This is a genomic window from Uliginosibacterium flavum (genome assembly GCF_040566545.1).
GTDB classification, from domain to species: Bacteria; Pseudomonadota; Gammaproteobacteria; order Burkholderiales; family Rhodocyclaceae; genus Uliginosibacterium; species Uliginosibacterium flavum.
Genome location: NZ_JBEWZI010000001.1, coordinates 75,159 through 97,335, shown reverse-complemented (window position 1 = coordinate 97,335; position 22,177 = coordinate 75,159). Strand labels below are relative to the sequence as shown.

Below are 22,177 nucleotides of genomic sequence, written 5' to 3'. Positions count from 1 at the left end.
TCAATCTTTTCGCCTGCCCATAAGCCCGCCACTCATGCTGTTTCGTTCCGCCAATCGTCCGCCCGCCCAACCCCTGCCCGAGAAGATCGGTGCCTTGCTGCGTGAGGCGGGTTGGCTGCTGTTGGCTGCTGCTGGCATCTTTCTGGCGATGATCATGTTTGGTTACGCTCCGGCGGACCCCGGCTTTTCGCATGCGGTGGATGCTTCGCGGGTCGTCAATCCGGGTGGGCGCTTTGGCGCCTGGCTGGCCGACATGCTGCTGCAGCTCTTCGGTAGTTCGGCCTGGTGGCTTGTCATCCTGATGTTCTGGGGCTTGTTGATTGGCGGTCGGCGCTTCCGCGAAGAGATGGATTCCGATCATCGTTCACTGGTGATCGTGCTGGCAGGCTTTTTGATCGTGCTGCTCACCAGCTGCGGTATCGAAGCGGTGCGCTTTCACAGCAGTCACGCGAGCTTGCCGGGCGTGCCGGGCGGGGTGATTGGCACCGAACTCGGACGTATGGCGACGCGTTACCTTGGCTTTACCGGCGGCACGCTGATTCTGTTGGCGGCTTGGGCGGGCGGCTTGAGCCTGTTTGGCGGCTTTTCGTGGCTGGGCGTGGTCGAGAAAATCGGCTATGGCCTTGAGCGCGCGTGGGAGTTGAGCCAGAAGGCAGCTCAGCAGTGGCAAGATCGCAAGGCCGGTCAGGAAATTGCGGTCAAGCGCGAAGAGAAGGTCAAGCGCGAACGCAAGAAACGTGAAGATGCGCCGGTGGCCATCCATATCGAGCCGCCGAAATTCGAGCCGCTGAAAATCATCGAGTCGCGCACCGACAAGGATCGCCAGCAAGGTCTGTTTGGCAACGTGTCGGGTGGTGGTTTGCCGGCGCTGAACCTGCTCGACATGCCGAACAATGACGTGGAGCCGCCTTCGGTCGAGACGCTGGAATACACCTCGCGCCTGATTGAACGCAAGCTGGCGGATTTCGGTGTCGAAGTGAAGGTGCTGGCGGCTTATCCCGGCCCGGTCATCACGCGCTATGAAATCGAACCGGCAATCGGAGTGAAGGGTGCCCAGATCATGAATCTGGTCAAGGATCTGGCTCGCGCGCTGTCGGTGGTGAGTATCCGCGTGGTCGAAACGATTCCTGGCAAGGCCTGCATGGGCCTTGAAATCCCGAATGTGAAGCGCCAGACCGTGCGCCTGTCGGAGATTATCGGCTCCAAGGTTTATCACGACATGAATTCGGCGCTGACAGTGGCACTGGGCAAGGATATCGGCGGCAACCCGATGGTGGTTGATCTGGCCAAAATGCCGCATTTGCTGGTTGCCGGGACGACCGGTTCAGGCAAGTCGGTGGGTATCAATGCGATGATCCTGTCGCTGCTGTACAAGGCCGAGGCCGACAAGATCCGTCTGATCCTGATTGATCCGAAGATGCTGGAACTGTCTGTTTACGACGGGATTCCGCACCTGCTGGCGCCTGTCGTGACCGATATGAAGCACGCTGCACATGCGTTGAACTGGTGTGTTGGCGAGATGGAGCGCCGCTACAAGCTGATGTCTGCCATGGGTGTGCGCAATCTGGCAGGCTTCAACAAGCAGATTTCAGATGGAATGAGGTCCGGCTCGCCGATCAAAAATCCGTTCTCGCTGACGCCTGAGAATCCCGAGCCGCTCGAAACCATGCCGATGATTGTGGTGGTGATCGACGAGCTGGCCGATCTGATGATGGTGGTCGGCAAGAAGATCGAAGAGCTGATCGCCCGACTGGCGCAGAAGGCGCGTGCTGCGGGTATCCATCTGGTGCTGGCGACCCAGCGACCCTCGGTGGATGTGATTACCGGCCTGATCAAGGCCAACATTCCGACGCGCATGTCCTTTCAGGTTTCGAGCAAGATCGATTCCCGCACCATCCTTGATCAGATGGGCGCTGAGTCCCTGCTGGGCATGGGTGACATGCTCTATCTGGCGCCCGGCACCGGCCAGCCGATCCGCGTGCATGGCGCCTTTGTCGATGACAAGGAAGTGCACAAAGTCGTCGAATATCTCAAGACCACCGGTCAGCCTGACTATGTGGAGGGCATGCTGACCGGCGCCACAGAGGAAGGGGGCGAAGCGCTCAGCGACCTCTTTGGCGAGGGTGCGGGCAAGAGCGATGGCGAATCCGATGAGCTTTACGACAAGGCGGTGGCAATCGTGCTGCAGACGCGTCGCCCCTCAATTTCACTGGTGCAACGTCATTTGCGCATTGGCTACAACCGCGCTGCGCGTCTGATCGAACAGATGGAAAAATCCGGTCTGGTCTCGGCCGCTAATGCCACGGGCAGCCGCGAAGTTTTAGCTCCGGCGCGTGAGTCTTAAATCATTTTCGGGTATCTCCCATGAAGCATTTCCTGATCTCAGCCTTGTGTCTGGCTCTGCCGGCACTGGCCTCTGCCTCCGGCATCGAGCAGCTCCATCAATTTCTCGATGGCAGCAAAACCGCCAAGGCCAGTTTCACCCAGAAGGTGATCTCCAAAACGGGCCGCGCCGGGCAGAACGCCAGCGGCACGATGAGTTTCCTGCGCCCCGGCAAGTTTCGCTGGGAGTACACCAAGCCTTACAGTCAGCTGATCGTGGCCGATGGCAGCAAGCTCTGGAGTTACGACAAGGAGCTCAATCAGGTCGTCATCAAGCCCATGAGTCAGGCGCTAGGCGCCACGCCGGCGGCCTTGCTGGCCGGCAGCAATGATTTTCAGAAGAATTTCACCCTCAAGGAAGATGGCGCATCCGATGGCCTCGAATGGGTGGAGGCCACTCCGCGTAACAACGAGGCGGGCTTCGAGCGCGTGCGTATCGGCCTGAAAGCTAACCTGCCGCAAGTCATGGAAGTGCGCGATAACTTTGGCCAGACGACCGTGCTGTTGTTCAGTAGTTTCGAGCGCAATCCGACTTTGCCCGCAGATGCTTTCATTTTCACGCCGCCCAAGGGCGCGGATGTGGTGGGCGAATAAGGCTTTACCCCGCTTTCATGGCTGACTTGTTCTCCACTCCTCCGTCGCCTGACAAAGTACCCCTCGCCGAACGCCTGCGTCCGATTACGCTGGACGACGTGGTAGGGCAGTTGCATCTGCTCGGCCCCGGCAAGCCGCTGCGCTTGGCCGTGGAGTCGCGCAAGCCGCACTCGATGATCCTTTGGGGGCCGCCAGGGGTGGGCAAGACCACGCTGGCGCGCTTGATGGCGCGGCATTTCGATGCCGAATTCATGGCCTTGTCGGCGGTGTTTGCTGGCGTGAAGGACATTCGTGACGCCGTGGCGCAGGCCGAGATGCTGCGCGCGACGAGTGGCCGGCGCACCATCCTGTTCGTCGATGAAGTGCATCGTTTCAATAAGAGCCAGCAGGATGCCTTCCTGCCTTATGTTGAATCGGGCCTGCTGACTTTCATCGGAGCAACGACCGAGAATCCGTCCTTTGAAGTGAACTCCGCGCTGCTCTCGCGCGCCTCGGTGTATGTGCTCGAAAGCCTCAAGCCTGAGGAAATGCAGCAGCTTTTCGTACGAGCCTGCCGCGAAGCCTTGCCGGATCTGAGCTTCACGGAAGAGGCACGTGATCGCCTGATCGGCTGGGCTGACGGGGATGCACGGCGCTTCCTGAACGTGCTGGAAACGCTGGAGACGGCGGCTTCTGCAGCGGGCGTTAACGAAATCACGGGCGAGTTTGCCGAATCCACGCTGGCGCAGAGCCTGCGTCGTTTCGATAAGGGCGGCGAGGCGTTTTACGACCAGATTTCGGCGCTGCATAAATCCGTGCGCGGCTCGAATCCGGACGCTGCCTTGTACTGGTTCGTGCGCATGATGGATGGCGGGGCGGATGCGCTGTATCTGGGCCGGCGCATTGTGCGCATGGCGGTGGAAGATATCGGTCTGGCTGATCCGCGTGCGCTGACGATTTCGCTGGAAGCCTGCCAGACCTACGAGCGGCTAGGTTCACCCGAGGGCGAACTGGCACTGGCGCAGGCGGTGGTGTATCTGGCCGTGGCCGCTAAATCGAATGCGCTGTACATGGCTTATAACGAGGCGCGGCGCTTCGTGAAGCAGGACGTGAGTCGCCCTGTGCCGATCCATCTGCGCAACGCACCGACCAAGCTGATGAAGGATCTGGGCTACGGTAAGCAGTATCGCTATGCCCACGATGAACCCGGCGCTTACGCGGCGGGCGAGACTTATCTGCCTGAGGGGATGCCTGCGCTCAGCTGGTATGAGCCAACGGACCGCGGCCTGGAAGCCAAAATCGGGCAGAAGCTTGCTTACCTGCGAGGGCTTGATCGCACCGCGCGGGACGCTGAGGATTAGTGCAGCGGGTGGGCTGAACGAAACTCAGCATATACGTGAAGTACGTGCTCTGCTTTTTCTATGGCGCCATGAATCATGGCATCCGAGACCATGTCAGACAGGCAGCTGCAGATCAGTTTCACGCCTTCGTCGGTTTGCACCAGACTGCAGGCGAGCGGTGCGGCGACTTCATCCGGAATGTGTTGGTGTTCGGCGAAAAGTTCGACTTCGTCATTGGTGAGATCGCAATAGTCGAGACAATCTTGCATCGTCAGCATCATCGGACTCCTTGGCTGGGGGTTATGTTGCATGTGACTGTTTTTATTGTTTCTACACATTCCAACCTAGAGCACGTTCCCGGGATAGCCAGTTGCCATTGGCTATATGCGGTCTGATGTGCAATTGCATTCTCCAATGCCGGCCGCAAGCCCTGTTGCAGAGCGTTCAATACGACCGGGTATGTGTGAAATCTTTGCGCTGCACAAAGAGCGTTTCCGCTGCCTCGTGTAAACTGCGCGCTTCTGCGAAATAACCCTCCTCACGCCCATGCTAGATATCGTACAACTCCGCACCCAGCTTGAAAGTGTCGCCCAGCGCTTGGCCAGCCGCAATTTCGCGCTGGATGTTGTTGCTTTCCAGAGCATGGAAGACGAGCGCAAGACCCTGCAAATGCGCACGCAAGAGCTGCAGTCCAAACGCAACAGCCTGTCCAAACAGATCGGCATGCTCAAGGGCAAGGGCGAGGACGCCTCCGCGGTGATGGCTGAAGTCGCCGGTCTGGGTGAGGAGCTCAAGTCCTGTGAAGAACGCTTGGGCGCGCTGCAGGAGCGTCTGAACGATTTCCTCGCACGCATTCCGAACCTGCCGAATGAGGCTGTGCCCGTCGGCAAGGACGAGAGCAGTAACGTCGAGGTGCGCCGTTGGGGCACACCGCGCGATTTCGGTTTTGCCGTCAAGGATCACGCCGATCTGGGCGAGCCGCTGGGCCTGGATTTCGACATGGGCGCCAAGCTGGCGGGTGCGCGCTTCTCCTTTCTCAAGGGCGGCATGGCGCGCCTGCATCGCGCGATTGCCCAGCTGATGCTGGATACGCAGACCGGTGAGCACGGTTATACCGAGTGCTATACGCCTTACATCGTCAATCCGGATGTGCTTTTTGGCACCGGCCAACTGCCCAAGTTTGCCGATGATATGTTCCGCGTGGAGCGGGGCGGTGATGGTTCGCAGACGCAGTACTTGATTTCGACCTCGGAAATTTCGCTGACCAATACCGTCAAGGATTGCGTGCTCAAGGCGGAAGAGCTGCCGATCAAGCTGACCGCGCACACGCCGTGCTTCCGTTCCGAAGCCGGCAGCTATGGTCGCGACACGCGTGGCCTGATCCGCCAGCACCAGTTCGACAAGGTCGAAATGGTCCGCATCACGCGCCCGGAAGAAAGCTACGTCGCCCTCGAAGAAATGGTCGGCAACGCCGAAGCCGTGCTGCAGAAACTGAATCTGCCGTATCGCGTGGTGGCTCTGTGCACCGGCGACATGGGCTTCTCAGCGGCCAAGACCTACGATCTGGAAGTCTGGCTGCCGGCGCAGAATACTTTCCGTGAGATCTCTTCTATCTCCAATTGTGAAGCCTTTCAGGCGCGCCGTATGCAGGCTCGTTTCAAAGCCGAAACGGGCAAGAACGAGCTGGTGCACACCCTGAATGGCTCCGGCTTGGCGGTGGGGCGTACGCTGGTGGCGGTGCTGGAAAATTACCAGCAGGCCGATGGCTCGGTGCTGATTCCTGAGGCGCTCAAGCCTTACATGGGCGGGCTGGAAGTGCTGGTGCCGCAGGCGTGAGATAGCCCTCAGCGATGCGTCTGGCAAAAACTCCCCGCGGGGAGTTTTTGCTTTGTGCCGTTAAGCGGAGTTTTTCTGCCCTTGGGCCTGCCCTTTGGAGCACTGCAATACTTGCTTGGAGGCAAGCCGGTAAGATTTCCCTCTCGCCTGAAAACGGGAAATCCAGCATCTGGCGAGAGGGTGCTTGTGAAGGCGCTCTGCGCAAGGGTTTTCAGCCTGCCGTGCTGGAGAGCGTCTCCCAGCCTGCCTGTACAGGCATGTGATGCGTAAAGACGACAATCTGCTGTGTTCTGAGGTTCCGTTGAAGTGTCAGTAGGTGATATGTTCTGTGGCTTGTGTGGTCCAGGAATGGCCTGAATGTTTCGCGGGAGAGTCGGATGAACTGCAGCAAGTGTCAGAACGAATTGAAGCCGGGCGCCCAGATTTGCGGCCAGTGCGGCACGCTGGTGAGCGCTTCGGCGCCTGCGTCGGCCCCTGTATATGTATTAGGCTGCCTGGCTTGCGGAGCGCCGCTCGCGCCTGGCGCTACAGTGTGTGGCAAGTGTGGCGCCTCGACAGCGGAAGACGAGTCGAACATGACCGTAATTCTGCCGCGCAAGGCCGCCGCCCCTTCGCTCGCAACCCCGGCACCGCCGCCGGTGCTTGAGGCCGCTGATGGGGCAACGGTGATTCTGTCGGCAGGAAAAGCGACTAAACCGACTCCGCTTGTTAATGATATGGCTACGCCGACGATGCGTTCGCCGGAAAGAACGGCGCAGGCTGATATGTCGCTGCGCATGCCGCCGGTGTCGATGGCTTTGGAGCGTGAGCGTCAGCATGGTGACGAGGAGGCCGAAAAGAAAGGAAAAACCGTGTTGGTGGCAGTTTTCTCTGCCATCGCACTTCTTGTGCTGATTGCCTTGGGTATGGGATGGTATCTGACGCGGGAAAGCGCGCCGCCCAAGCCTGTCGCTGAACCGGCCGAGGCCTCTGCGCCACTGGCTGAGCCGCAAGTGGCGCCGCCGGTCATGGTGGAACAGTCCGTGCCGGTCCCGGCCTCTGCACCGGTGCTTGAGCTTGCCCCGGCGCTTGTGCCGGAGTCAGCCTCTGCACCTGAGCCGGTGGCCGTACCCGATAAGCCTGTGAGCAAACCTAAAGCCGCGCGAAAATTGAGCGAGGAAGAAGAATATCTGCGCCAGATTCGCCGCCAGTTGGGGCAGTAATACCGGATTTATTTTTCAGGAGATGATGCAATGAAACGTGTAGTGATGATTGCTGGTTGTATGTTGTTGGCTGCTTGTGCCAGTGAAGCCCCCAAGACCCAGGCGCCGCCTCCACCAGAAGAGAAGGCGCCGGTATATCTGCCCAAGCCGGTGACGAATCTGTTCAATCCGTGGCTTTTGGTTCGTGACAGCGATGTGGCGGATGCACGCGCTTTTGACAGGATGATCAACAAGCCCGGTGTGCCCATGCAAACCGAAGTGAGCCGGGTGGCGCAGAAGAATGATGAAGGCCGTACTTTGGTTGTCGATATCTGGAAGGGCACCAATATCGGGCTGTTGCCCACCGCGTTGAAAAAACGCAGTCCGGAAATTCAGCGCACGGTATCTCTGGCCGCCGAGTTTGCGGGCGGGCGTGGCGAGCAGGCACGCTTGATCGTCTCGGTGAGCGAGGCTGACAAGCCGACGGTGAAAAAATGGGTCGAGGCAGGCCTGGCCAAAGCCAAGGGGCAATACCCGACGGAAGTGCAGTGGAAGCCCTTGAATTTGAAGAAGGGCGATGTGCCTTTCATCCGGATCGAACCGGCTGATCCGCAATACGCTTTCGGGCCTTTCACCAAGTAAGGTGAATGTGCAGCCAACAAAAACGCCCCGTTTCGGGGCGTTTTTGTTGCTAGTCTCAGGACTCAACGCTATCCCGGGTGCTCATGCTTGCGGGCTTGCTCCGGCCGTTGCACTCTCCAGCGGTTGTAAAGACTGTTGAGCTCGCACCTGCTTTGTCGCGAGTCGGGCTCGGCGCTTGCGAGCCCAGATGACGACACCGGTTACGCTGAAACTGGCAATGACCAGCCCCAGTATCGAAACAAGGATGCGACCCGGCAGGCCAACGATGCGTCCGGAGTGTAACGGGAATTGGGCCTGCATGAAGATGTCGCCCGCACTGCCTTCGCCGGGCACCCATGCGCCAGCAAAGCTGCCGTCGCTTCCCTCGAAATGAAGCCAGGGATTGCCGAGACCGCCGTCACCGTGTTCCTTGCCGGACGCGTAGAAACTAACGCCATACAAATCGGCTTCCGGTGAATAAAAAATGCCGCCGGCAGGTGTCATCCAGGCCCGTCTGATGGCTTCTGCTTTTGCTTTCTCCAGAATGGTTTCGCGACTGACTCCGGGGCTGGAGGGCTTGTCTGGCGCGCTGAAGTTACGCCCCTCCCAAGGTGAGGGGCTCAGTGTCGAGATACGATTGACCAGTGGGCGCACCACCTGAAGTTGCAGGTTCATAGAAACGGAGGTGACTGCGATGATCAGCAGGAGTGGCCAGATCCATACACCGCCTGAGCGATGGAGGTCGAAGTTGAGTTTGTAGCTTCCTTGCTGCCAACGGAAGGCGAAGGATTTTTTCCAACTCGACAGTTTCGGAAACGAGATCCACAGCGAAACGAAGCAATCGATTGTCCAGACAATCGCGAGAATACCCATGAATATCACACCGGCTTCGATACCGCCGACGTTCGGCAAGTGCATGCTGTAATGCAGTTTGTAGAGAAAAGGCAGCAGGTTTTTACGGCTCAGTGAGATTTCTCCCCACATGCGCCTGGCCTGAGGCTCTCCACTCACGGGATCAAGTGCGATCTGGTTGAAGTCAGCCTTGTGGGCGGAGCCCGTTGCCGGATCGATGCGAGGAAACACCCGGATATTCAGGGCATGGCCCGCCTCGATATTCAGCGGAAGCCAGGTGACCTGCATGCCTTTTTCAGATGACTCGAACTGCTTCGCCAGGGCGAGCGGGTTTTGCGCAAACCCCTCGGAAGTTGCCTTGAAAAGCTGTGGATTGAGCCACTCGTCAAGCTCGTGATCCCATGAAATGACGGCCCCGGTTGCTCCCGAAATGAAGAGGAACGCCGCTGCGGCAAGGCCGAACCATCGGTGCATTACAACCAGGGCCGTCCGCATACTCAGTACTTCCAGTCCAGTGTCAGACTCGCGCTGCGTGGGGCGCCGTAGTAGGCCTGGCTCCAGTACAGGCTGCTGAGATACTTTTCGTCAGTCACGTTGTTGACATTGATCCTGGCGGAGAACTGCCGGGTGAAGGCGTAGCGCGCCGTCAGGTCAAGCAGTGCATAGGCATCCTGTTTCGTCACGACGGTGGCAGTTTCGTCGCGGTGGGTATCACCGCGCCAGCGCAAGCGTGCACCAAGATCAAGTGCCGACAAGGCCTGCCAAGTCGTAGAGAGGTTGAACAGGTGCTTGGGCACGTAAGTGCGGGCGATTTCCCCTTCGGCTGTGCGAACGCTGATTGCGGTGTAGCCGGCACTAATCTTCACGCTTGGCAGCACCTGACCCGCAGCTTCGATCTCGTAACCCTGCGAAGAGGTGTCGATCCCTTTGTAGACCGCTGTCGCGCCAATATAGCCGGCACTTTCGTGCAGGTTTTTCTGACGCGAACGGAAGAGCGCCAGTGAGGCGTTCAGACGCTTGTCCGTGGATTCGAATTTCAGTCCGCCTTCAACGTTGTGGCCGCGGGTTGGCTTGAGGCGTTGCAGGTTTTCATCCAGCTCGTTCTGCGGATTGAAGATCGAGGTGTAACTTGAATAGGCAGACAGCACCGGGGTGAGCTCATACACGATGCCGGTATAAGGGCTGGTGTTGCTGTCGGCGCGACCACTGTCTTCGCCATAGCTGAAGCCTTCGGTGGTGATACGGGTATTGTTGGCGCCCAAGATCAGTTTGAGCTTGTCGCTTGCCTGAAGTTTGGTCGCTGCGAACAGGCTGCGGTGACGGTCGATGAAGTTGCTGCCGTTGTAATAGGCGTCAAAACTTGGCTCGGGATAGGCGCCATTCCAGTTTTCAAGCCCGGGCAGGGCGGTGCCGATCCCCTGGCCGTAGCTTGAGAGATCGCTCAGTGCCGAACGTGCGTAGCTGATGCCGATGATTGCTTCATGCTCGCGTCCGAACAGATGGAACGGGCCGCTGGCACGTACGTCGTATTGATCCTGGCGCTTCTTCATCTCATACATGGAGGGATAGCTGTAAAGCCCCAGTCCGGTGTCGCTGTCCGGTGTGCCGTAAACGTAGAAGAGCTTGGAGTCCTGTTTCGTTTCCTGGTGTGTCACGGTGGCTTGTGCCTGCCAGCCATTGTCAAAGACATGTTTGGCTTCCGCAAATGCGATCTGGTTTTCTACGTCCCAGTAGGCCCAGTCTGCCGCTGTGCTCGTTGAGCGGTCATAGTTGGTTTGCGTGCCGTTCGCTGTGTACAGTGGCAGCGCTCCCCACATCGGGCTCTTGGGCTGATTTTTCTGGTAGGTGTAGCCGGCAGTGATGCTGCTGGAATCACCGACGTCAGCTTCCACCACACCATAGAAGAAATTCTTGCTGTGATGGTAACGATCCAGGTAAGAGTCCTTGTCATCGGCGGCAACGACCATGCGGCCGCGCAGGCGACCGGATTCGATCAGGGCGCCTGAAACATCCGCTTCCAGACGTTTGGCGTCCCAGGATCCATAGCTGAGGCTGCCGGAAGCCTGAAAATCGCGAGTCGGGCGTTTGCGCACAAAGTTCACGGTGGCCGATGGATTGCCGCTGCCGGAGGTCAGGCCGTTTGCACCCCGAATCACCTCGATGCGGTCATACATCGCCGTATCGATATCACCATCCTGGATCTCGTAGACGAAGGGAACGCCGATTCCATCGGTCTGGAAGTTGGTGATGTCGAACCCGCGGGCGGTGTAATAGGTGCGGTCTGTTTCCGGACGCTCCACGCTTACTCCTGTCACGCCGTCAAGCGCGTCGTTCACGTTGGTCAAGCGGAAGTCGTCGAGCTGGCCGCGCGTGACGGTGGACACCGCCTGCGGTGTCTCGCGTTGCGTCAGGCTCATGCCGGTCGCGCCCTTTACGGTGCGAATCGTGTATTCCCCGGTCTTTTCGCTTGGCGGCTGCATACCCGTTGCGGCGCCTGTGACTTTAACCGGCGCCAGCGTCACGGCTGGTGCCGAACTGTTGCTTGACGGTTCAGGGGTTTTGTTGGCGTCCGTACTGTTCGGCTGAGTTGTCTGAGCATGCAGAGGAGCCGTGAAAATCAGCAGCAAGGCGGCAGGGATGGCTTTGCGAAGCAGGGGAGAGGATTTGTACGGTGTCATGGTGGCAGAGAGTCTTTATGGGGTTTGAAATAAAAGCCCATAATAACGCAAATGATAACTGTTCGCATTTGGTGGTGATAATTTTGTTGTTTTAGAAGACTTTGTCGCCGTGAAGGATTGTTGGGTTTGGTGGCTGTCGCGCTTTGCCGGATTGCGCAGGATGCGTTTGATAAGGGCGGCGTAGCCCAAGTTGATCGGGGTGCGTGATAAGGATTCGTGAGTCCCGTTCTGCAGTCTTTTCAGATCTGCCCGGAGCACCGCCCCGGGCTTGGCTGTCAGGGCTGCCTGTCTGCAGAGCAAGTCTGGGGGCGGATCTTCGAGCATGCGGCCAGAAGCAGTCCCAGCCCGGCCATTGCCAGCACCACCACGGCGCCGCTGGGCAGATCGAATACGGCCGAGAGGGCCAGCCCGAGCAGATAGGCCAGCGCGCCCAGCGCCCAAGCGACGGGCAATCGTCGGCGCAGCCAGGCTCGGGTGGCCAGTGCCGGAATGATCAGGCTGGCAAACACTAGATACACCCCGACCAGCTGCACCGAGGCGGTGACGGCCAGTGCGAAGAGCAGATAAAAACCGGCGCGCCCCAGGCGCTGGCCGGTGCCGAACCAGATCGCCAGCACAAGGATCGTGAGGACCGCCATCTGCAGCAGTTGTTCGCTGCTGACCCACAGGATCTGCCCCACCAGCAGATCCTTCAGATGCTCGCCGCCGTGCGGGTTGCCAGCCAGGAGCAGCAAGCCGGTGCAGGAGGCGATGACGAAGAGCACGCCGATCAGCGCTTCCTGAATCTCGGGCCAGCGCCTCTCGGTCCAGGTCAGGAGCAGGGCGCCCAGCGCTGCAGCACTGAGCGCCGAGATCTGCACGGCCCAGCCCTGCGCTTCGAAGCCCATCACATCGGCGGCGATGACGCCGATGCCGGCGATCTGAGCGATGGCCAGATCGATGAAAACGATGCCGCGTTCGAGCACTTTCATGCCCAGCGGTACATGCGTGGCCAGCACCAGAAGCCCCGCCAGCAAGGCGGGGCCGAGGATGCCTGCGTCAAGGCCGGCGAGGGTCATTTGGTCGCTTTCAGGAGTCGGGCGATGGTGTCGTCAAACAAGGCGAACAGGTCTTTCGCCTGCGCATTGCCGCCGACCGTGAAGGGCAGCACGACGACCGGGATTTTCGCCCGCTCGGCCAGCCAGTCGCTGCTGCGCGCGTCGTTGTAGGCCGCGCGGATGATCAGCTTGGCTGGCGTCTGTTGCAGGCGCGTCAGCACTTCAGCGAGGTACGCGCTGCTCGGCTCGACGCCGGGCTTGGGTTCCAGCGTTGCGACCTGCTTCAGACCCAGCCAGTCTTCCAGATAGGGGAAGGCCTTGTGCTGCACGGCAATCGGGGTGCCACGCAGTGGGGCTGCGTCCTTCTCCCAGCGGGCCATCGCGGTTTTCCAGCGCGCAGCGAAATCGGCCTGGCGCGCCGTGTAATACGCGGCATTGGGCGGATCGATTTGCGCCAGACGTTTGGCCAGCGCATCGGCCACCAAGGCGATGTTGCGCGGGTCGGTCTGAATGTGCGGATTGCCGGCTGCGTGCACGTCGCCATCGGCGCGATCCAGGCGCGTGGGGATTTCCAGCTTGCGCACGTAGGCCGCGGCTTCGAAGTAGCCGGGCTGGCCGGTTTGCACTTTGGCATTGCCGGACTGACGCTGCAGTACCGGCAGCCAGCCGATTTCCAGCTCGGCGCCGGTGCAGGCCAGCAGGTCGGCGTTGCGTACGGCGGCAATCAGGCTTGGCCGTGCCTGGATGTGATGCACGTCCTGCAAGGCAGTGGTGGCGCTGTAGATGCGGGCCTTGTCGCCGGCCAGTTCCTGCGTCAGGGCGGCCCATTCGGGCTCGCACGCGACGACATTCAACGCAGCTTGGGCGAGGCTGCTGCTCAGCACGAGGCTGGCGGCGATCATCAATTTTTTCATCGTCATATTCCTTAGTAGCTGTGCGCGCCGTGGGCGCCGAGACTCATCTGGTATTGCAGGAAGAACTGGTCGTCCTTCACGCCTTCACGTGCCTGATCCTTGGCGTATTGCAGGCGGATGCGCGAGAACTCGCTGGGCGACCAGTCCAGCATCAGGCTGCTGCGTTTGGGCTTGTAGCCAGTGTTGGCGAGGAAGTCGCCGTTGCTGGCGTAATCCACCGTGCCGCTGTCGAGTTGATCAAAGCGTGCGCCCACGCGCCAGCGCGGCATGAACTGGAAGACGCTCTGCATGTACCAGCCCGCTTGTGCCGAGCGATAACTGTCGCTGAGGTTCTGTGCGGCGGTGTCATAAGCGAGCTCGCCCGTTTCGCGACGGCGGAAGTATTCGCCCTGCAGTTTCAGATTGATGCGCTCGGCATTGCCGTTGGGCGCCCATTTCCACACGCCATCGATCACATACAACTGGCTGCGGCCGGAGAAGCTGTTGCTGACCTCGCTGCCGGCCAGATCCGTTGTGTCGTAACTGCGCTCGCGCGGTGCGGCGCGCAGCCAGGAGGCGCCGACTTGCCAGCTCTGACTCGTGCCGATATCGCCACCGGTGTGGGCGAAAAGCGCTGTGCTGCCTGCGCCGTTCTTGTTGCGCGTGTTGCCGGGGAAGCGCTCGCCCGCGCCCACATCCATGCCGAGTTCGAGGAAGGTGGACAGCGGCGCGACCCACTTCAGCTGGGCGCCATCCTGTGAATACTGCCCGCCGAGGAAAGCCTGATTCGCCAGCGGCGCATCGACGAAGTCCCAGGTGTGGGCGTGCTGACTGTTCATGTAACCGATGCCGGAGAAGAAGCGTCCCGCTTTTGCTTGCAAGCCTTTCGGCAGCGCGGTGGTCTGCACAAAGGCTTCTTCGACGCCGATTTCGTTCTCGCCGGAGATCGCCAGCGTGGCCTGACCATAGAAATATTGGTCGATATTGGAGCGCAGGCCCAGTTCGGATTCGCCGAGGCTGAAGCTGCGCTTGCCCGGGCCGATCTCGTCGCCGGAGGGGACGAAGTTGCTCATCTTCCAGCTGCCCGGATCTTTCGACAGATTGGCGTAGGTGCCGGAAAGTACCAGCGAGATCTCCGGGTTGAAGGCGTTGGCGCTTGGCAGGTTGGGCGGTGTTGCCGGCGTGGTGGCGAGTTTTTCGGCCGTGCTGGCGGCGCTTTGCTGCGCTGCTGCGGCTTTGCTGTCAGTTTGCGCGAGGCGCGCTTCCAGCTCGCGGATACGAGCTTCGTAGCTCTGGCGCAGTTGCTCGATGTCCTTGCGGATCTGTTGCAAGTCGGCGTTGTCGGCAGCCTGTGCGGCCAGGGGGGTGAAACTCAGGCCAAGCACGGCCAGGGCAAGTGTCTTGCGGATGAACATGGGGGAAATCCTTGTCGGTATCGATGGCTGACCGGCGTGCAGGGCACGCGACGAGCGCTCAGCGCAGGTGGCTGAAGGCTCGGTCAGAAAACAGAATTTTTGAGTGATGCTCAGAGAGCCGCGCGGGGTGGGGCTCTTGAGTGATAGGCCGTGGAGATGGCCTGATCATGGACTTGTACGGGCAGGGTGTCTGCACAGGCATGCTGGATGCGAGTCTCCGGACAGGCATGTTGGCTGGCCGCTGCTGCCGAAAGTACGGAGAACGCCAGACAGCTGACGCAGATTTTGTCTGGCGCAGGCAGCTGTTCCAGCTGTGTGCCGCTGCGCGCGTCGAATGAGTGCTGGTGTGAAAAAGCGTGCGCGGCAGCACCCAACTGCGAGAACAGCATGCAGCAGGCAAGCAATAGCGCGAGGGGGATTGATTTGCGGTGAAGCATGGCGAGGCGGAGTTTAACGCAACTAAGTTGCAATTGGTTGCGTCACCTTGCTTTTTTGCGTGAACGAAAAAGCCCGGCGCAAAGGCCGGGCTTTCAAATTCTGGTAGGCGATACTGGACTCGAACCAGCGACCCCGTCCGTGTGAAGGACGTGCTCTACCAACTGAGCTAACCGCCTGCAAGATCGGGGAAAAATCTGTTCCCGTCACAAGAGAGGCCGAATTATAGGGAGAGATTCCCGCTTCGTCAAAGGTTTGATCGCTTAAAATGGCGGACTTCCGTTTTGATGATGAATCGCACGCCATGAGCACTCCTGTCCGTACCCGTTTTGCCCCCAGCCCGACTGGTTATCTTCACATTGGCGGCGCGCGTACCGCGCTGTTTGCATGGGCTTACGCCCGTCACCACGGCGGCAAGTTTGTCCTGCGCATCGAAGATACCGACGTTGAACGCTCCACGCCTGAGGCCGTGCACGTCATCATCGAAGGCATGAAGTGGCTGGGTCTTGAGCATGACGAAGGCCCGTTCTATCAGATGCAGCGCATGGAACGCTACAAGGAAGTGCTGGGTGAAATGCTGGCGGCGGGCACGGCTTATCACTGCTACACGCAGCCCGATGAGCTGGAGGTGATCCGCGAGGCGCAGCGTGCGCGGGGCGAGAAGCCGCGTTACGACGGTCGCTGGCGTCCCGAAGCGGGCAAAACCTTGCCGACGGCTCCGGCTGGCGTGCAACCGGTGGTGCGTTTCAAGAATCCCGCCGATGGCGTGGTGGCTTGGGATGATCTGGTCAAGGGGCGGATCGAGATTGCCAATGCTGAACTTGATGATCTGGTGATCGCGCGCGCCGATGGCACGCCGACCTACAACTTTTGCGTGGTGGTGGATGACTGGGATATGGGCATTACCCAAGTGATTCGTGGTGACGATCACGTCAACAACACGCCGCGTCAGATCAATATCCTGAAGGCGCTTGGGGCCCCGGTGCCGCAGTACGCGCACTTGTCGATGATTCTGGGTGACGATGGCCTGAAGCTTTCCAAGCGCCGCAATTCCGTCGCTGTCACGGATTTTGATGCTGCGGGCTACTTGCCGGAAGCGTTTGTGAATTATCTGGCACGCCTGGGCTGGAGCCACGGCGATGACGAGATCTTCTCGCGTGAGCAGTTCGTGGAGTGGTTCGATCTGGACCACATTACGCCGTCGGCAGCGCAGTTCAACACCGAGAAGCTGCGCTGGCTGAACGCGCACTACATCAAGCTGACCGAACCGGCGGTGCTGGCCGCTGATACGGCCAAGCGTCTGGCTGCGCGCGGCGTCAATCTGGCGGGCGGGCCGGATCTGGCGGCGGTGGTGGCTTTGTATCGCGAGCGCGTGGCCACGCTGGTGGAACTGGCGGACAGCGTCGAGCCGTATTACCTGCAGGTGCAGCCGAGTGCCGAGCTGGCCGCGCAGCATCTGACCGAGGCGGCGCAAGCCGCGCTGCTGGTCCTGGCCGGCAAGCTGGCGACGGCCGCTTGGGACAAGGCGGCACTAAGCGCGGTGATCAAGGAATGTTGTATGGAGCTGGGCCTGAAGATGCCGCAACTGGCGATTCCGCTGCGCGTGAAGCTGCTGGGCGTGGCGCAAACGCCAGCGATTGATGCGGTACTGGAAGTGCTGGGGCGTGAGGCAGTGTTGGCGCGCTTGAAATAAAGCTGCCTGAAGAGCCGCTCCTGACTTGCCTGTCAGGGCAGCCTGCCCCAAGAGCAAGGCGGGGTGCGCGTCTTCAGTATGCCTCTGTTTCACACATGAAAAAGCCGACCTGCGGGTCGGCTTTTCCTTTTTCGGAGAGGTTTCAGCTCGGGCAATTCAAGCCATACGAGCGGAACAGCGCCTTGGCGGCCTCGGTGGCTTCAGGCGTAGGCGTGGGCGTGTCGCCCAGCTCGTACTTCATGCCCATTTGTTCCCACTTGAACTTGCCCAACTGGTGAAAGGGCAGCACGTCCACGCGCTCGACATTGCCGAGGGTGGCGGCAAATGCAGCAATCCCCTTGATGTTTTCAGGCGCGTCGGTGAGGCCGGGTACCAGTACGAAGCGGACCCACATCGGGCGTTTGCGCGCGGCCAGACGGCGGGCGAAATTCAGCACGGGTTCAACCTGCTTGGCGGTGACGCGCAGATGGGTTTCCGGATCCCAGCTCTTGATGTCGAGCATGAACAGGTCGATGGCGTCCAGATCGGCGTCGGAGAGGCGATCGCCCAGATAGCCGTTGGTGTCCAGCACGGTGTGCACGCCCATGGCATTCGCACCACGGATGATGTTCATCACGAAGGGCGCCTGCACCAGCGGTTCGCCGCCGGAAATGGTGAGGCCGCCACCGGAAAAGCGCAGGTAGTCCTTGTACTTTTTCAGCTCGTCCAGCACGTCGTCCACGCAGGAGAGCTGGCCGTTTTTCAGTTTCCAGGTGTCGGGGTTGTGGCAGTACTGGCAGCGAAATTCGCAACCGGTCGTCCAGAACACCACGCGCATGCCGGGCCCGTCGACGGCGGAGCCGGTTTCCTCGGAATGTACGAAACCCCAGCGCCCTTCCTGCGCCAGGCGATCGGCATCAGCGTCGTCCATCGTGTTGTCGACGGTACGCAGTTCGAAGCGACTGCCTTTAAGTGAGCCTTTGGCGGGTTTGTCTGCAGGTGTCATGGTGTGTTCCAGATAAAAAAGTCCCGGCACCGTTTGCACAATGCCGAGACTGGATTGTGACGGAGTTTCGAGGCTCCGCCTACAGGGTGGAATCAATCCACCCTGGCATGCTTACGACTTAAACCTCGCCGTGGAATGTCCGATTTATTACATCAAGTTGCTGCTCTTTGGTGAGCTTGATGAAATTCACGGCATAGCCCGACACGCGGATCGTCAGCTGCGGATATTGCTCCGGGTGCTCCATGGCATCGACCAGCGTGTCACGATTGAGCACATTGATGTTGACGTGGAAGCCTTCGATACCGAAGAAGCCATCCAGCGAACGGGCCAGATTCTGCACCTGGTCCGTACGGGTGGAGCCCAGACCGCTCGGAACAATTGAGGAGGTCATGGAGATGCCATCCTGACAATGCTCGTACGGCAGCTTGGCAACCGACAGGGCCGAGGCCATGAAGCCCAGCTTGTCGCGGCCGTGCATCGGGTTGGCACCCGGGGCGAAAGGCTCACCTTTGCGACGACCGTCCGGCGTGTTGCCGGTGCTCTTGCCATACACCACGTTGGACGTGATGGTCAGCACGGACTGGGTGTGCAGGGCATCGCGGTAGGTGCTGTGCTTGCGCAGCTTGTTCATGAAGGTTTCAGCCAGCCAGACGCCGAACTGATCGACTTCGTCATCGTTGTTGCCGAATTTCGGGAAGTCGCCTTCCGTAACGTAATCGGTGATCAAGCCGGTCTCGTCACGTACAACCTTGACCTTGGCGAATTTGATAGCAGACAGCGAGTCAGCCACTACAGACAGACCAGCAATGCCGAAGGCCATCGTGCGCAGCGGGTTGTAATCGTGCAGGGCCATCTCGATACGCTCGTAAGCGTATTTGTCGTGCATGTAATGAATCACGTTCATTGCATTCACGTAGGTCTTGGCCAGCCACTCCATCGCGATGTCGTAATTTTTCATCACGGCATCGAGTTCCAGCGTGTCGCCCTGGATCGGCTCGAACGCCGGCATGATCTGCTCGCCAGTCACTTCGTCGCGGCCGCCGTTGATTGCGTACAGCATGCACTTGGCCAGATTGACGCGAGCGCCGAAGAGCTGCATCTGCTTGCCAACGCGCATGGCGGACACACAGCAGGCAATCGCCGTATCGTCGCCCCACGCCGGACGCATCAGGTTGTCTGATTCGTACTGGATTGAGGAGGTGTCGATGGAAACCTTGGAACAGAACTTCTTGAAGCCTTCCGGCAGCGCCGGCGACCAGAAGACGGTCATGTTTGGCTCAGGTGCCGGCCCCAGGTTGTACAGGGTCTGCAGGTAGCGGAAGCTGGTCTTGGTGACCAGTGGACGGCCATCTTCGGTCATGCCGCCAAGAGATTCCGTCACCCAGGTCGGGTCGCCGGAGAACAGTGCATCGTATTCCGGGGTGCGCAGGAAGCGGACGATGCGCAGTTTGATCACGAAATCGTCGATGATTTCCTGTGCCTGAACTTCGTTCAACGTGCCTTCAGCCAGATCGCGCTCGAAGTAAGCATCGAGGAAGGTTGAGGTACGGCCCAGTGACATGGCGGCGCCGTTCTGTTCTTTCACTGCGGCGAGGTAACCGAAGTACAGCCACTGTACGGCTTCTTTGGCGGTTGCTGCCGGCTTGGAAACATCGAAACCGTATTTGGCAGCCATGACCTTCAGTTCGGTCAGCGACTTGAGTTGCTCGGACAACTCTTCACGGTCGCGGATGATTGCGTCGGTGGAGTGAGCTGCGTCGATGGATTTCTTTTCCAGCTTCTTCGCTTCGATCAGCTTGTCGATACCGTAGAGCGCCACGCGGCGATAGTCGCCGATGATGCGGCCACGGCCATACGCGTCGGGCAAACCGGTCACGATATGGGAGCGGCGTGCTTTCAGTACGTCAGCGGGGTAAGCGTCGAACACGCCTTCGTTGTGGGTCTTGCGATACTTGGTGAAAATCTCGGCAACTTTCGGGTCGACCGGGAAGTTGAAGGCCTTCAGACCGTTCTCCACCATGCGCCAGCCGCCATTCGGGAAAATCGCACGCTTCAGCGGCGCATCCGTTTGCAGACCAACGATCACTTCATTGTCTTTGTCGATATAGCCGGCGTCATGCGCGGTGATCGAAGTCGGGATGTGAGATACATCCAGCACGCCTTTTTCGCGCTCTTGCACGAAGAGTTCGGACAGCTTGGCCCAGATGCCCGTGGTGCGGGCCGTGGCGGGCGCGAGGAAGGTGTCTTCACCTTCGTACGGCGTCACGTTAGTCTGGATGAAGCTGCGGACATCCACAGCTTGTTGCCAGGTGCCGGTTTTGAAGCCGCGCCAAGCGTGTGCAACTGCGCTGTCGATAGAGATATTGTCGCGTTCGGACATTAGAGCCTCCAGTGAATTAAATCGAAACTTGTTGTCTGTCTTGGTCGGGCGTTGCTGTATTTTTATCGTAAATATGCATTATCGGCATCGGCGCTGTGATTCTGATGGTTCTTTTGGCAAGCCGCACCGCTACTGTTAATACCCGTAATCCTAGTGGGTGCGTTCGGGAAAACCGAATCGAATGTTCGGATCTTGTTATAAAGGAATGTGAAGGTGCACTGCACCATTCTTATGGTGTTGAAATATAAGAATTTTTTCGATGCTTTTTGCATCGCGTCAGGCAGTTTTTGGAGGTGTGGCGTTGTTTTCTGGTTGAACTCCCGGAAGTTGCCACGCTTGAATCAAGGGTTTTTGGCCTCAAGGCGACGGAGGGAGTCATGAATCCTCCGCTGAGTCGGCCTTTCCGGCCCTGGTTTGGTAACATGTGCGCCGCATTTCACCTTGCCTCGATTGTCCCGCCGCATGCTGTTTCCGACGTTTGAATACGCGCTGTTTTTTTTGGTTTCCCTGTTGTTGGCGTGGGGCTGCCTGCGTTGGCATGCCGCGCACAAGCTGTTGCTGCTGGCGCTGAGTTATGTGTTTTACGGCTTCTGGGATTGGCGCTTCGTGCCCTTGCTGTTCGGTATTTCACTGTGGGGCTGGATTGCCACGCGTGGCATCCAGCACGGCGCCCGGCCACGCTTGTGGTTGCTGCTGGGCGTGCTGGGGTGTCTTGGTGTTCTTGGCTATTACAAGTACAGCGCATTTTTCCTGGAGAGCCTGATCGATCTGGCCGCCTTGAATGGCCTGATCCTGCCGCTCGAAATTGATTCCCCTTTGTTGCCCTTGGGGATCTCTTTCATGACCTTTCACGCCATCTCCTTAATGATGGATGCGTTGCGTGGCAAGCTTGATGAGCCGGTACCGCTGGGTGATGCGCTGCTCTACGTAGCCTTTTTTCCGCAGTTGATTGCCGGCCCGATCCTGCGGGCTTCGACGTTTTTGCCGCAATTGCGCCAGGCGCCTGATCCTGCGCGCATCGATACTTCGCGCGCGCTGTTGCTGATTGTGGGTGGTCTGTTCAAGAAGGTGGTGATCGCCAATACCTTGTCTACCTTGCTGGTCGATGATGTCTTTGCGAACCCGGCGGCGATGACCGCAAGCCAGGTGCTGCTGGGCATTTATGGCTACGCGGCACAGATTTACTGTGATTTTTCCGGTTACACCGATATCGCCATTGGCTGTGCGTTGTTGCTCGGCTATCGCTTTCCCGACAACTTCAATGCGCCTTATACGGCGGCTTCGCCGCAGGAGTTCTGGCGGCGTTGGCACATATCCTTGTCGAACTGGTTGCGCGACTATCTGTATATCTCGCTCGGCGGATCGCGCGCCGGGCATTGGCGTACATCCTTGAATTTATTGCTGACAATGTTGCTGGGTGGCTTGTGGCACGGTGCGGCGTGGAATTTTGTCGTGTGGGGCGGTTGGCACGGCTTGATGCTGATGGTGCATCGTGAGTGGGACGGTTTCTGGCGCACCCGTGGAGGCGCCTGGCGTGAGTCTGTCTGGTGGCGCTGGTGTGCGCGCCTGCTGCTGTTTCATGCGGTATGTCTGGGCTGGGTGTTTTTCCGTTGCGCCGATTTTGCCTCGGCTCTGGCGGTTCTGGAGCGGCTGTGGCGCGGGGTGTGGACGATGGATTTGCCGACTGGTCCGCTGCTTTGCGTACTCGCCGGAATTGGCTTGCAGTATGTGCCGTCGCGCTGGATGCTGCGTTTGCAACTGGCTGGAGTCCGTATGCAGCCTGTGTTGCGTGGAGCGGCTTTCGCGGGATTGTTGGTGTTGATTGAAGTCCTCGGACCGAGCGAGCCGGCACCCTTCATTTACTTCCAGTTCTGAA

At 59.4% G+C, this 22,177-nt stretch carries 16 protein-coding genes, 1 tRNA gene and 1 pseudogene; 9 read left to right on the top strand and 9 right to left on the bottom strand.

Annotation, left to right across the window (positions count from 1 at the left end; translation table 11 throughout):
• Window positions 1-34: 34 nt before the first annotated feature.
• The 3 genes from ABXR19_RS00455 to ABXR19_RS00445 are packed head-to-tail and all read left to right on the top strand — an operon-like array spanning window position 35 to window position 4,316.
• A complete protein-coding gene (locus ABXR19_RS00455; RefSeq protein WP_354599103.1) occupies window positions 35-2,344 on the top strand; it encodes a DNA translocase FtsK in 2,310 nt (769 codons plus the stop codon).
• Window positions 2,345-2,364: 20 nt separating this feature from the next.
• The gene (gene lolA, locus ABXR19_RS00450) at window positions 2,365-2,976 is read left to right on the top strand and encodes an outer membrane lipoprotein periplasmic chaperone LolA (protein WP_354599102.1); all 612 of its coding nucleotides are present in this window, start codon (window positions 2,365-2,367) and stop codon (window positions 2,974-2,976) included.
• A gap of 17 nt (window positions 2,977-2,993) precedes the next feature.
• Window positions 2,994-4,316, top strand: a complete 1,323-nt coding sequence (locus ABXR19_RS00445) for a replication-associated recombination protein A (protein WP_354599101.1) — start codon at window positions 2,994-2,996, stop codon at window positions 4,314-4,316.
• Here ABXR19_RS00445 and ABXR19_RS00440 read toward each other — a convergent pair.
• On the bottom strand, window positions 4,313-4,576 hold the full coding sequence (locus ABXR19_RS00440; RefSeq protein WP_354599100.1) for a hypothetical protein: 264 nt from the start codon (window positions 4,574-4,576) through the stop codon (window positions 4,313-4,315). The two genes, ABXR19_RS00445 and ABXR19_RS00440, sit on opposite strands and share 4 nt — an antisense overlap.
• A gap of 265 nt (window positions 4,577-4,841) precedes the next feature.
• On the opposite strand from ABXR19_RS00440, the gene serS reads away from it, so the two are divergent.
• The 4 genes and pseudogenes from serS (at window position 4,842) to ABXR19_RS00420 (ending at window position 7,954) form a co-directional block, all read left to right on the top strand.
• Window positions 4,842-6,131, top strand: a complete 1,290-nt coding sequence (gene serS / locus ABXR19_RS00435) for a serine--tRNA ligase (protein ID WP_354599099.1) — start codon at window positions 4,842-4,844, stop codon at window positions 6,129-6,131.
• Window positions 6,132-6,508: 377 nt separating this feature from the next.
• Window positions 6,509-6,667 (top strand): annotated as a pseudogene (locus ABXR19_RS00430) (double zinc ribbon domain-containing protein); the annotation flags it as partial.
• 102 nt (window positions 6,668-6,769) lie between these two features.
• Window positions 6,770-7,333 carry a hypothetical protein gene (locus ABXR19_RS00425; protein WP_354599356.1) on the top strand — a complete coding sequence of 188 codons (564 nt, stop codon included), beginning with the start codon at window positions 6,770-6,772 and terminating at the stop codon, window positions 7,331-7,333.
• A gap of 30 nt (window positions 7,334-7,363) precedes the next feature.
• A complete protein-coding gene (locus ABXR19_RS00420; protein WP_354599098.1) occupies window positions 7,364-7,954 on the top strand; it encodes a hypothetical protein in 591 nt (196 codons plus the stop codon).
• Between the two features lie 81 nt (window positions 7,955-8,035).
• Here the strand turns inward: ABXR19_RS00420 and ABXR19_RS00415 are convergent, their stop codons facing one another.
• The 6 genes from ABXR19_RS00415 to ABXR19_RS00390 all read right to left on the bottom strand — a co-directional run bounded on the left by ABXR19_RS00415 (window position 8,036) and on the right by ABXR19_RS00390 (window position 15,422).
• On the bottom strand, window positions 8,036-9,280 hold the full coding sequence (locus tag ABXR19_RS00415; RefSeq protein ID WP_354599097.1) for a PepSY-associated TM helix domain-containing protein: 1,245 nt from the start codon (window positions 9,278-9,280) through the stop codon (window positions 8,036-8,038).
• A 2-nt stretch (window positions 9,281-9,282) separates the two neighbouring features.
• Window positions 9,283-11,265, bottom strand: a complete 1,983-nt coding sequence (locus ABXR19_RS00410) for a TonB-dependent siderophore receptor (protein ID WP_354599096.1) — start codon at window positions 11,263-11,265, stop codon at window positions 9,283-9,285.
• 473 nt (window positions 11,266-11,738) lie between these two features.
• A complete protein-coding gene (locus ABXR19_RS00405; protein WP_354599095.1) occupies window positions 11,739-12,521 on the bottom strand; it encodes a metal ABC transporter permease in 783 nt (260 codons plus the stop codon).
• Complete coding sequence (locus ABXR19_RS00400) at window positions 12,518-13,414, bottom strand: metal ABC transporter substrate-binding protein (protein WP_354599094.1); 897 nt, start codon at window positions 13,412-13,414, stop codon at window positions 12,518-12,520. The genes ABXR19_RS00405 and ABXR19_RS00400 overlap by 4 nt, the downstream gene beginning before the upstream one ends.
• Before the next feature lie 11 nt (window positions 13,415-13,425).
• Window positions 13,426-14,808 (bottom strand): TonB-dependent receptor, encoded by a 1,383-nt coding sequence (locus tag ABXR19_RS00395; protein ID WP_354599093.1) that lies wholly within the window; start codon window positions 14,806-14,808, stop codon window positions 13,426-13,428.
• Window positions 14,809-15,346: 538 nt separating this feature from the next.
• Window positions 15,347-15,422 (bottom strand) — tRNA-Val (locus ABXR19_RS00390).
• Window positions 15,423-15,547: 125 nt separating this feature from the next.
• Here ABXR19_RS00390 and gltX point away from each other — a divergent pair.
• Window positions 15,548-16,936: a glutamate--tRNA ligase gene (gene gltX / locus ABXR19_RS00385; protein WP_354599092.1), complete on the top strand. Its 1,389-nt coding sequence runs from the start codon at window positions 15,548-15,550 to the stop codon at window positions 16,934-16,936.
• Between the two features lie 142 nt (window positions 16,937-17,078).
• On the opposite strand, the gene pflA is transcribed toward gltX, so the two are convergent.
• On the bottom strand, window positions 17,079-17,921 hold the full coding sequence (gene pflA / locus ABXR19_RS00380; protein ID WP_354599091.1) for a pyruvate formate-lyase-activating protein: 843 nt from the start codon (window positions 17,919-17,921) through the stop codon (window positions 17,079-17,081).
• A gap of 118 nt (window positions 17,922-18,039) precedes the next feature.
• Complete coding sequence (gene pflB, locus ABXR19_RS00375) at window positions 18,040-20,301, bottom strand: formate C-acetyltransferase (RefSeq protein WP_354599090.1); 2,262 nt, start codon at window positions 20,299-20,301, stop codon at window positions 18,040-18,042.
• Between the two features lie 462 nt (window positions 20,302-20,763).
• On the opposite strand from pflB, the gene ABXR19_RS00370 reads away from it, so the two are divergent.
• Window positions 20,764-22,176 (top strand): MBOAT family O-acyltransferase, encoded by a 1,413-nt coding sequence (locus ABXR19_RS00370; RefSeq protein ID WP_354599089.1) that lies wholly within the window; start codon window positions 20,764-20,766, stop codon window positions 22,174-22,176.
• Window position 22,177 lies beyond the last annotated feature (1 nt).

What these genes read in the sequence shown, in the direction of transcription:
- ABXR19_RS00455 (WP_354599103.1), top strand. Translation starts at nt 35, where the DNA reads ATGCTGTTTCGTTCCGCCAATCGTCCGCCCGCCCAACCCCTGCCCGAG.
- lolA (WP_354599102.1), top strand. Translation starts at nt 2,365, where the DNA reads ATGAAGCATTTCCTGATCTCAGCCTTGTGTCTGGCTCTGCCGGCACTG.
- ABXR19_RS00445 (WP_354599101.1), top strand. Translation starts at nt 2,994, where the DNA reads ATGGCTGACTTGTTCTCCACTCCTCCGTCGCCTGACAAAGTACCCCTC.
- ABXR19_RS00440 (WP_354599100.1), bottom strand. Translation starts at nt 4,576, where the DNA reads ATGATGCTGACGATGCAAGATTGTCTCGACTATTGCGATCTCACCAAT.
- serS (WP_354599099.1), top strand. Translation starts at nt 4,842, where the DNA reads ATGCTAGATATCGTACAACTCCGCACCCAGCTTGAAAGTGTCGCCCAG.
- ABXR19_RS00420 (WP_354599098.1), top strand. Translation starts at nt 7,364, where the DNA reads ATGAAACGTGTAGTGATGATTGCTGGTTGTATGTTGTTGGCTGCTTGT.
- ABXR19_RS00415 (WP_354599097.1), bottom strand. Translation starts at nt 9,280, where the DNA reads ATGCGGACGGCCCTGGTTGTAATGCACCGATGGTTCGGCCTTGCCGCA.
- ABXR19_RS00410 (WP_354599096.1), bottom strand. Translation starts at nt 11,265, where the DNA reads ATGCAGCCGCCAAGCGAAAAGACCGGGGAATACACGATTCGCACCGTA.
- ABXR19_RS00405 (WP_354599095.1), bottom strand. Translation starts at nt 12,521, where the DNA reads ATGACCCTCGCCGGCCTTGACGCAGGCATCCTCGGCCCCGCCTTGCTG.
- ABXR19_RS00400 (WP_354599094.1), bottom strand. Translation starts at nt 13,414, where the DNA reads ATGAAAAAATTGATGATCGCCGCCAGCCTCGTGCTGAGCAGCAGCCTC.
- ABXR19_RS00395 (WP_354599093.1), bottom strand. Translation starts at nt 14,808, where the DNA reads ATGTTCATCCGCAAGACACTTGCCCTGGCCGTGCTTGGCCTGAGTTTC.
- gltX (WP_354599092.1), top strand. Translation starts at nt 15,548, where the DNA reads ATGAGCACTCCTGTCCGTACCCGTTTTGCCCCCAGCCCGACTGGTTAT.
- pflA (WP_354599091.1), bottom strand. Translation starts at nt 17,921, where the DNA reads ATGACACCTGCAGACAAACCCGCCAAAGGCTCACTTAAAGGCAGTCGC.
- pflB (WP_354599090.1), bottom strand. Translation starts at nt 20,301, where the DNA reads ATGTCCGAACGCGACAATATCTCTATCGACAGCGCAGTTGCACACGCT.
- ABXR19_RS00370 (WP_354599089.1), top strand. Translation starts at nt 20,764, where the DNA reads ATGCTGTTTCCGACGTTTGAATACGCGCTGTTTTTTTTGGTTTCCCTG.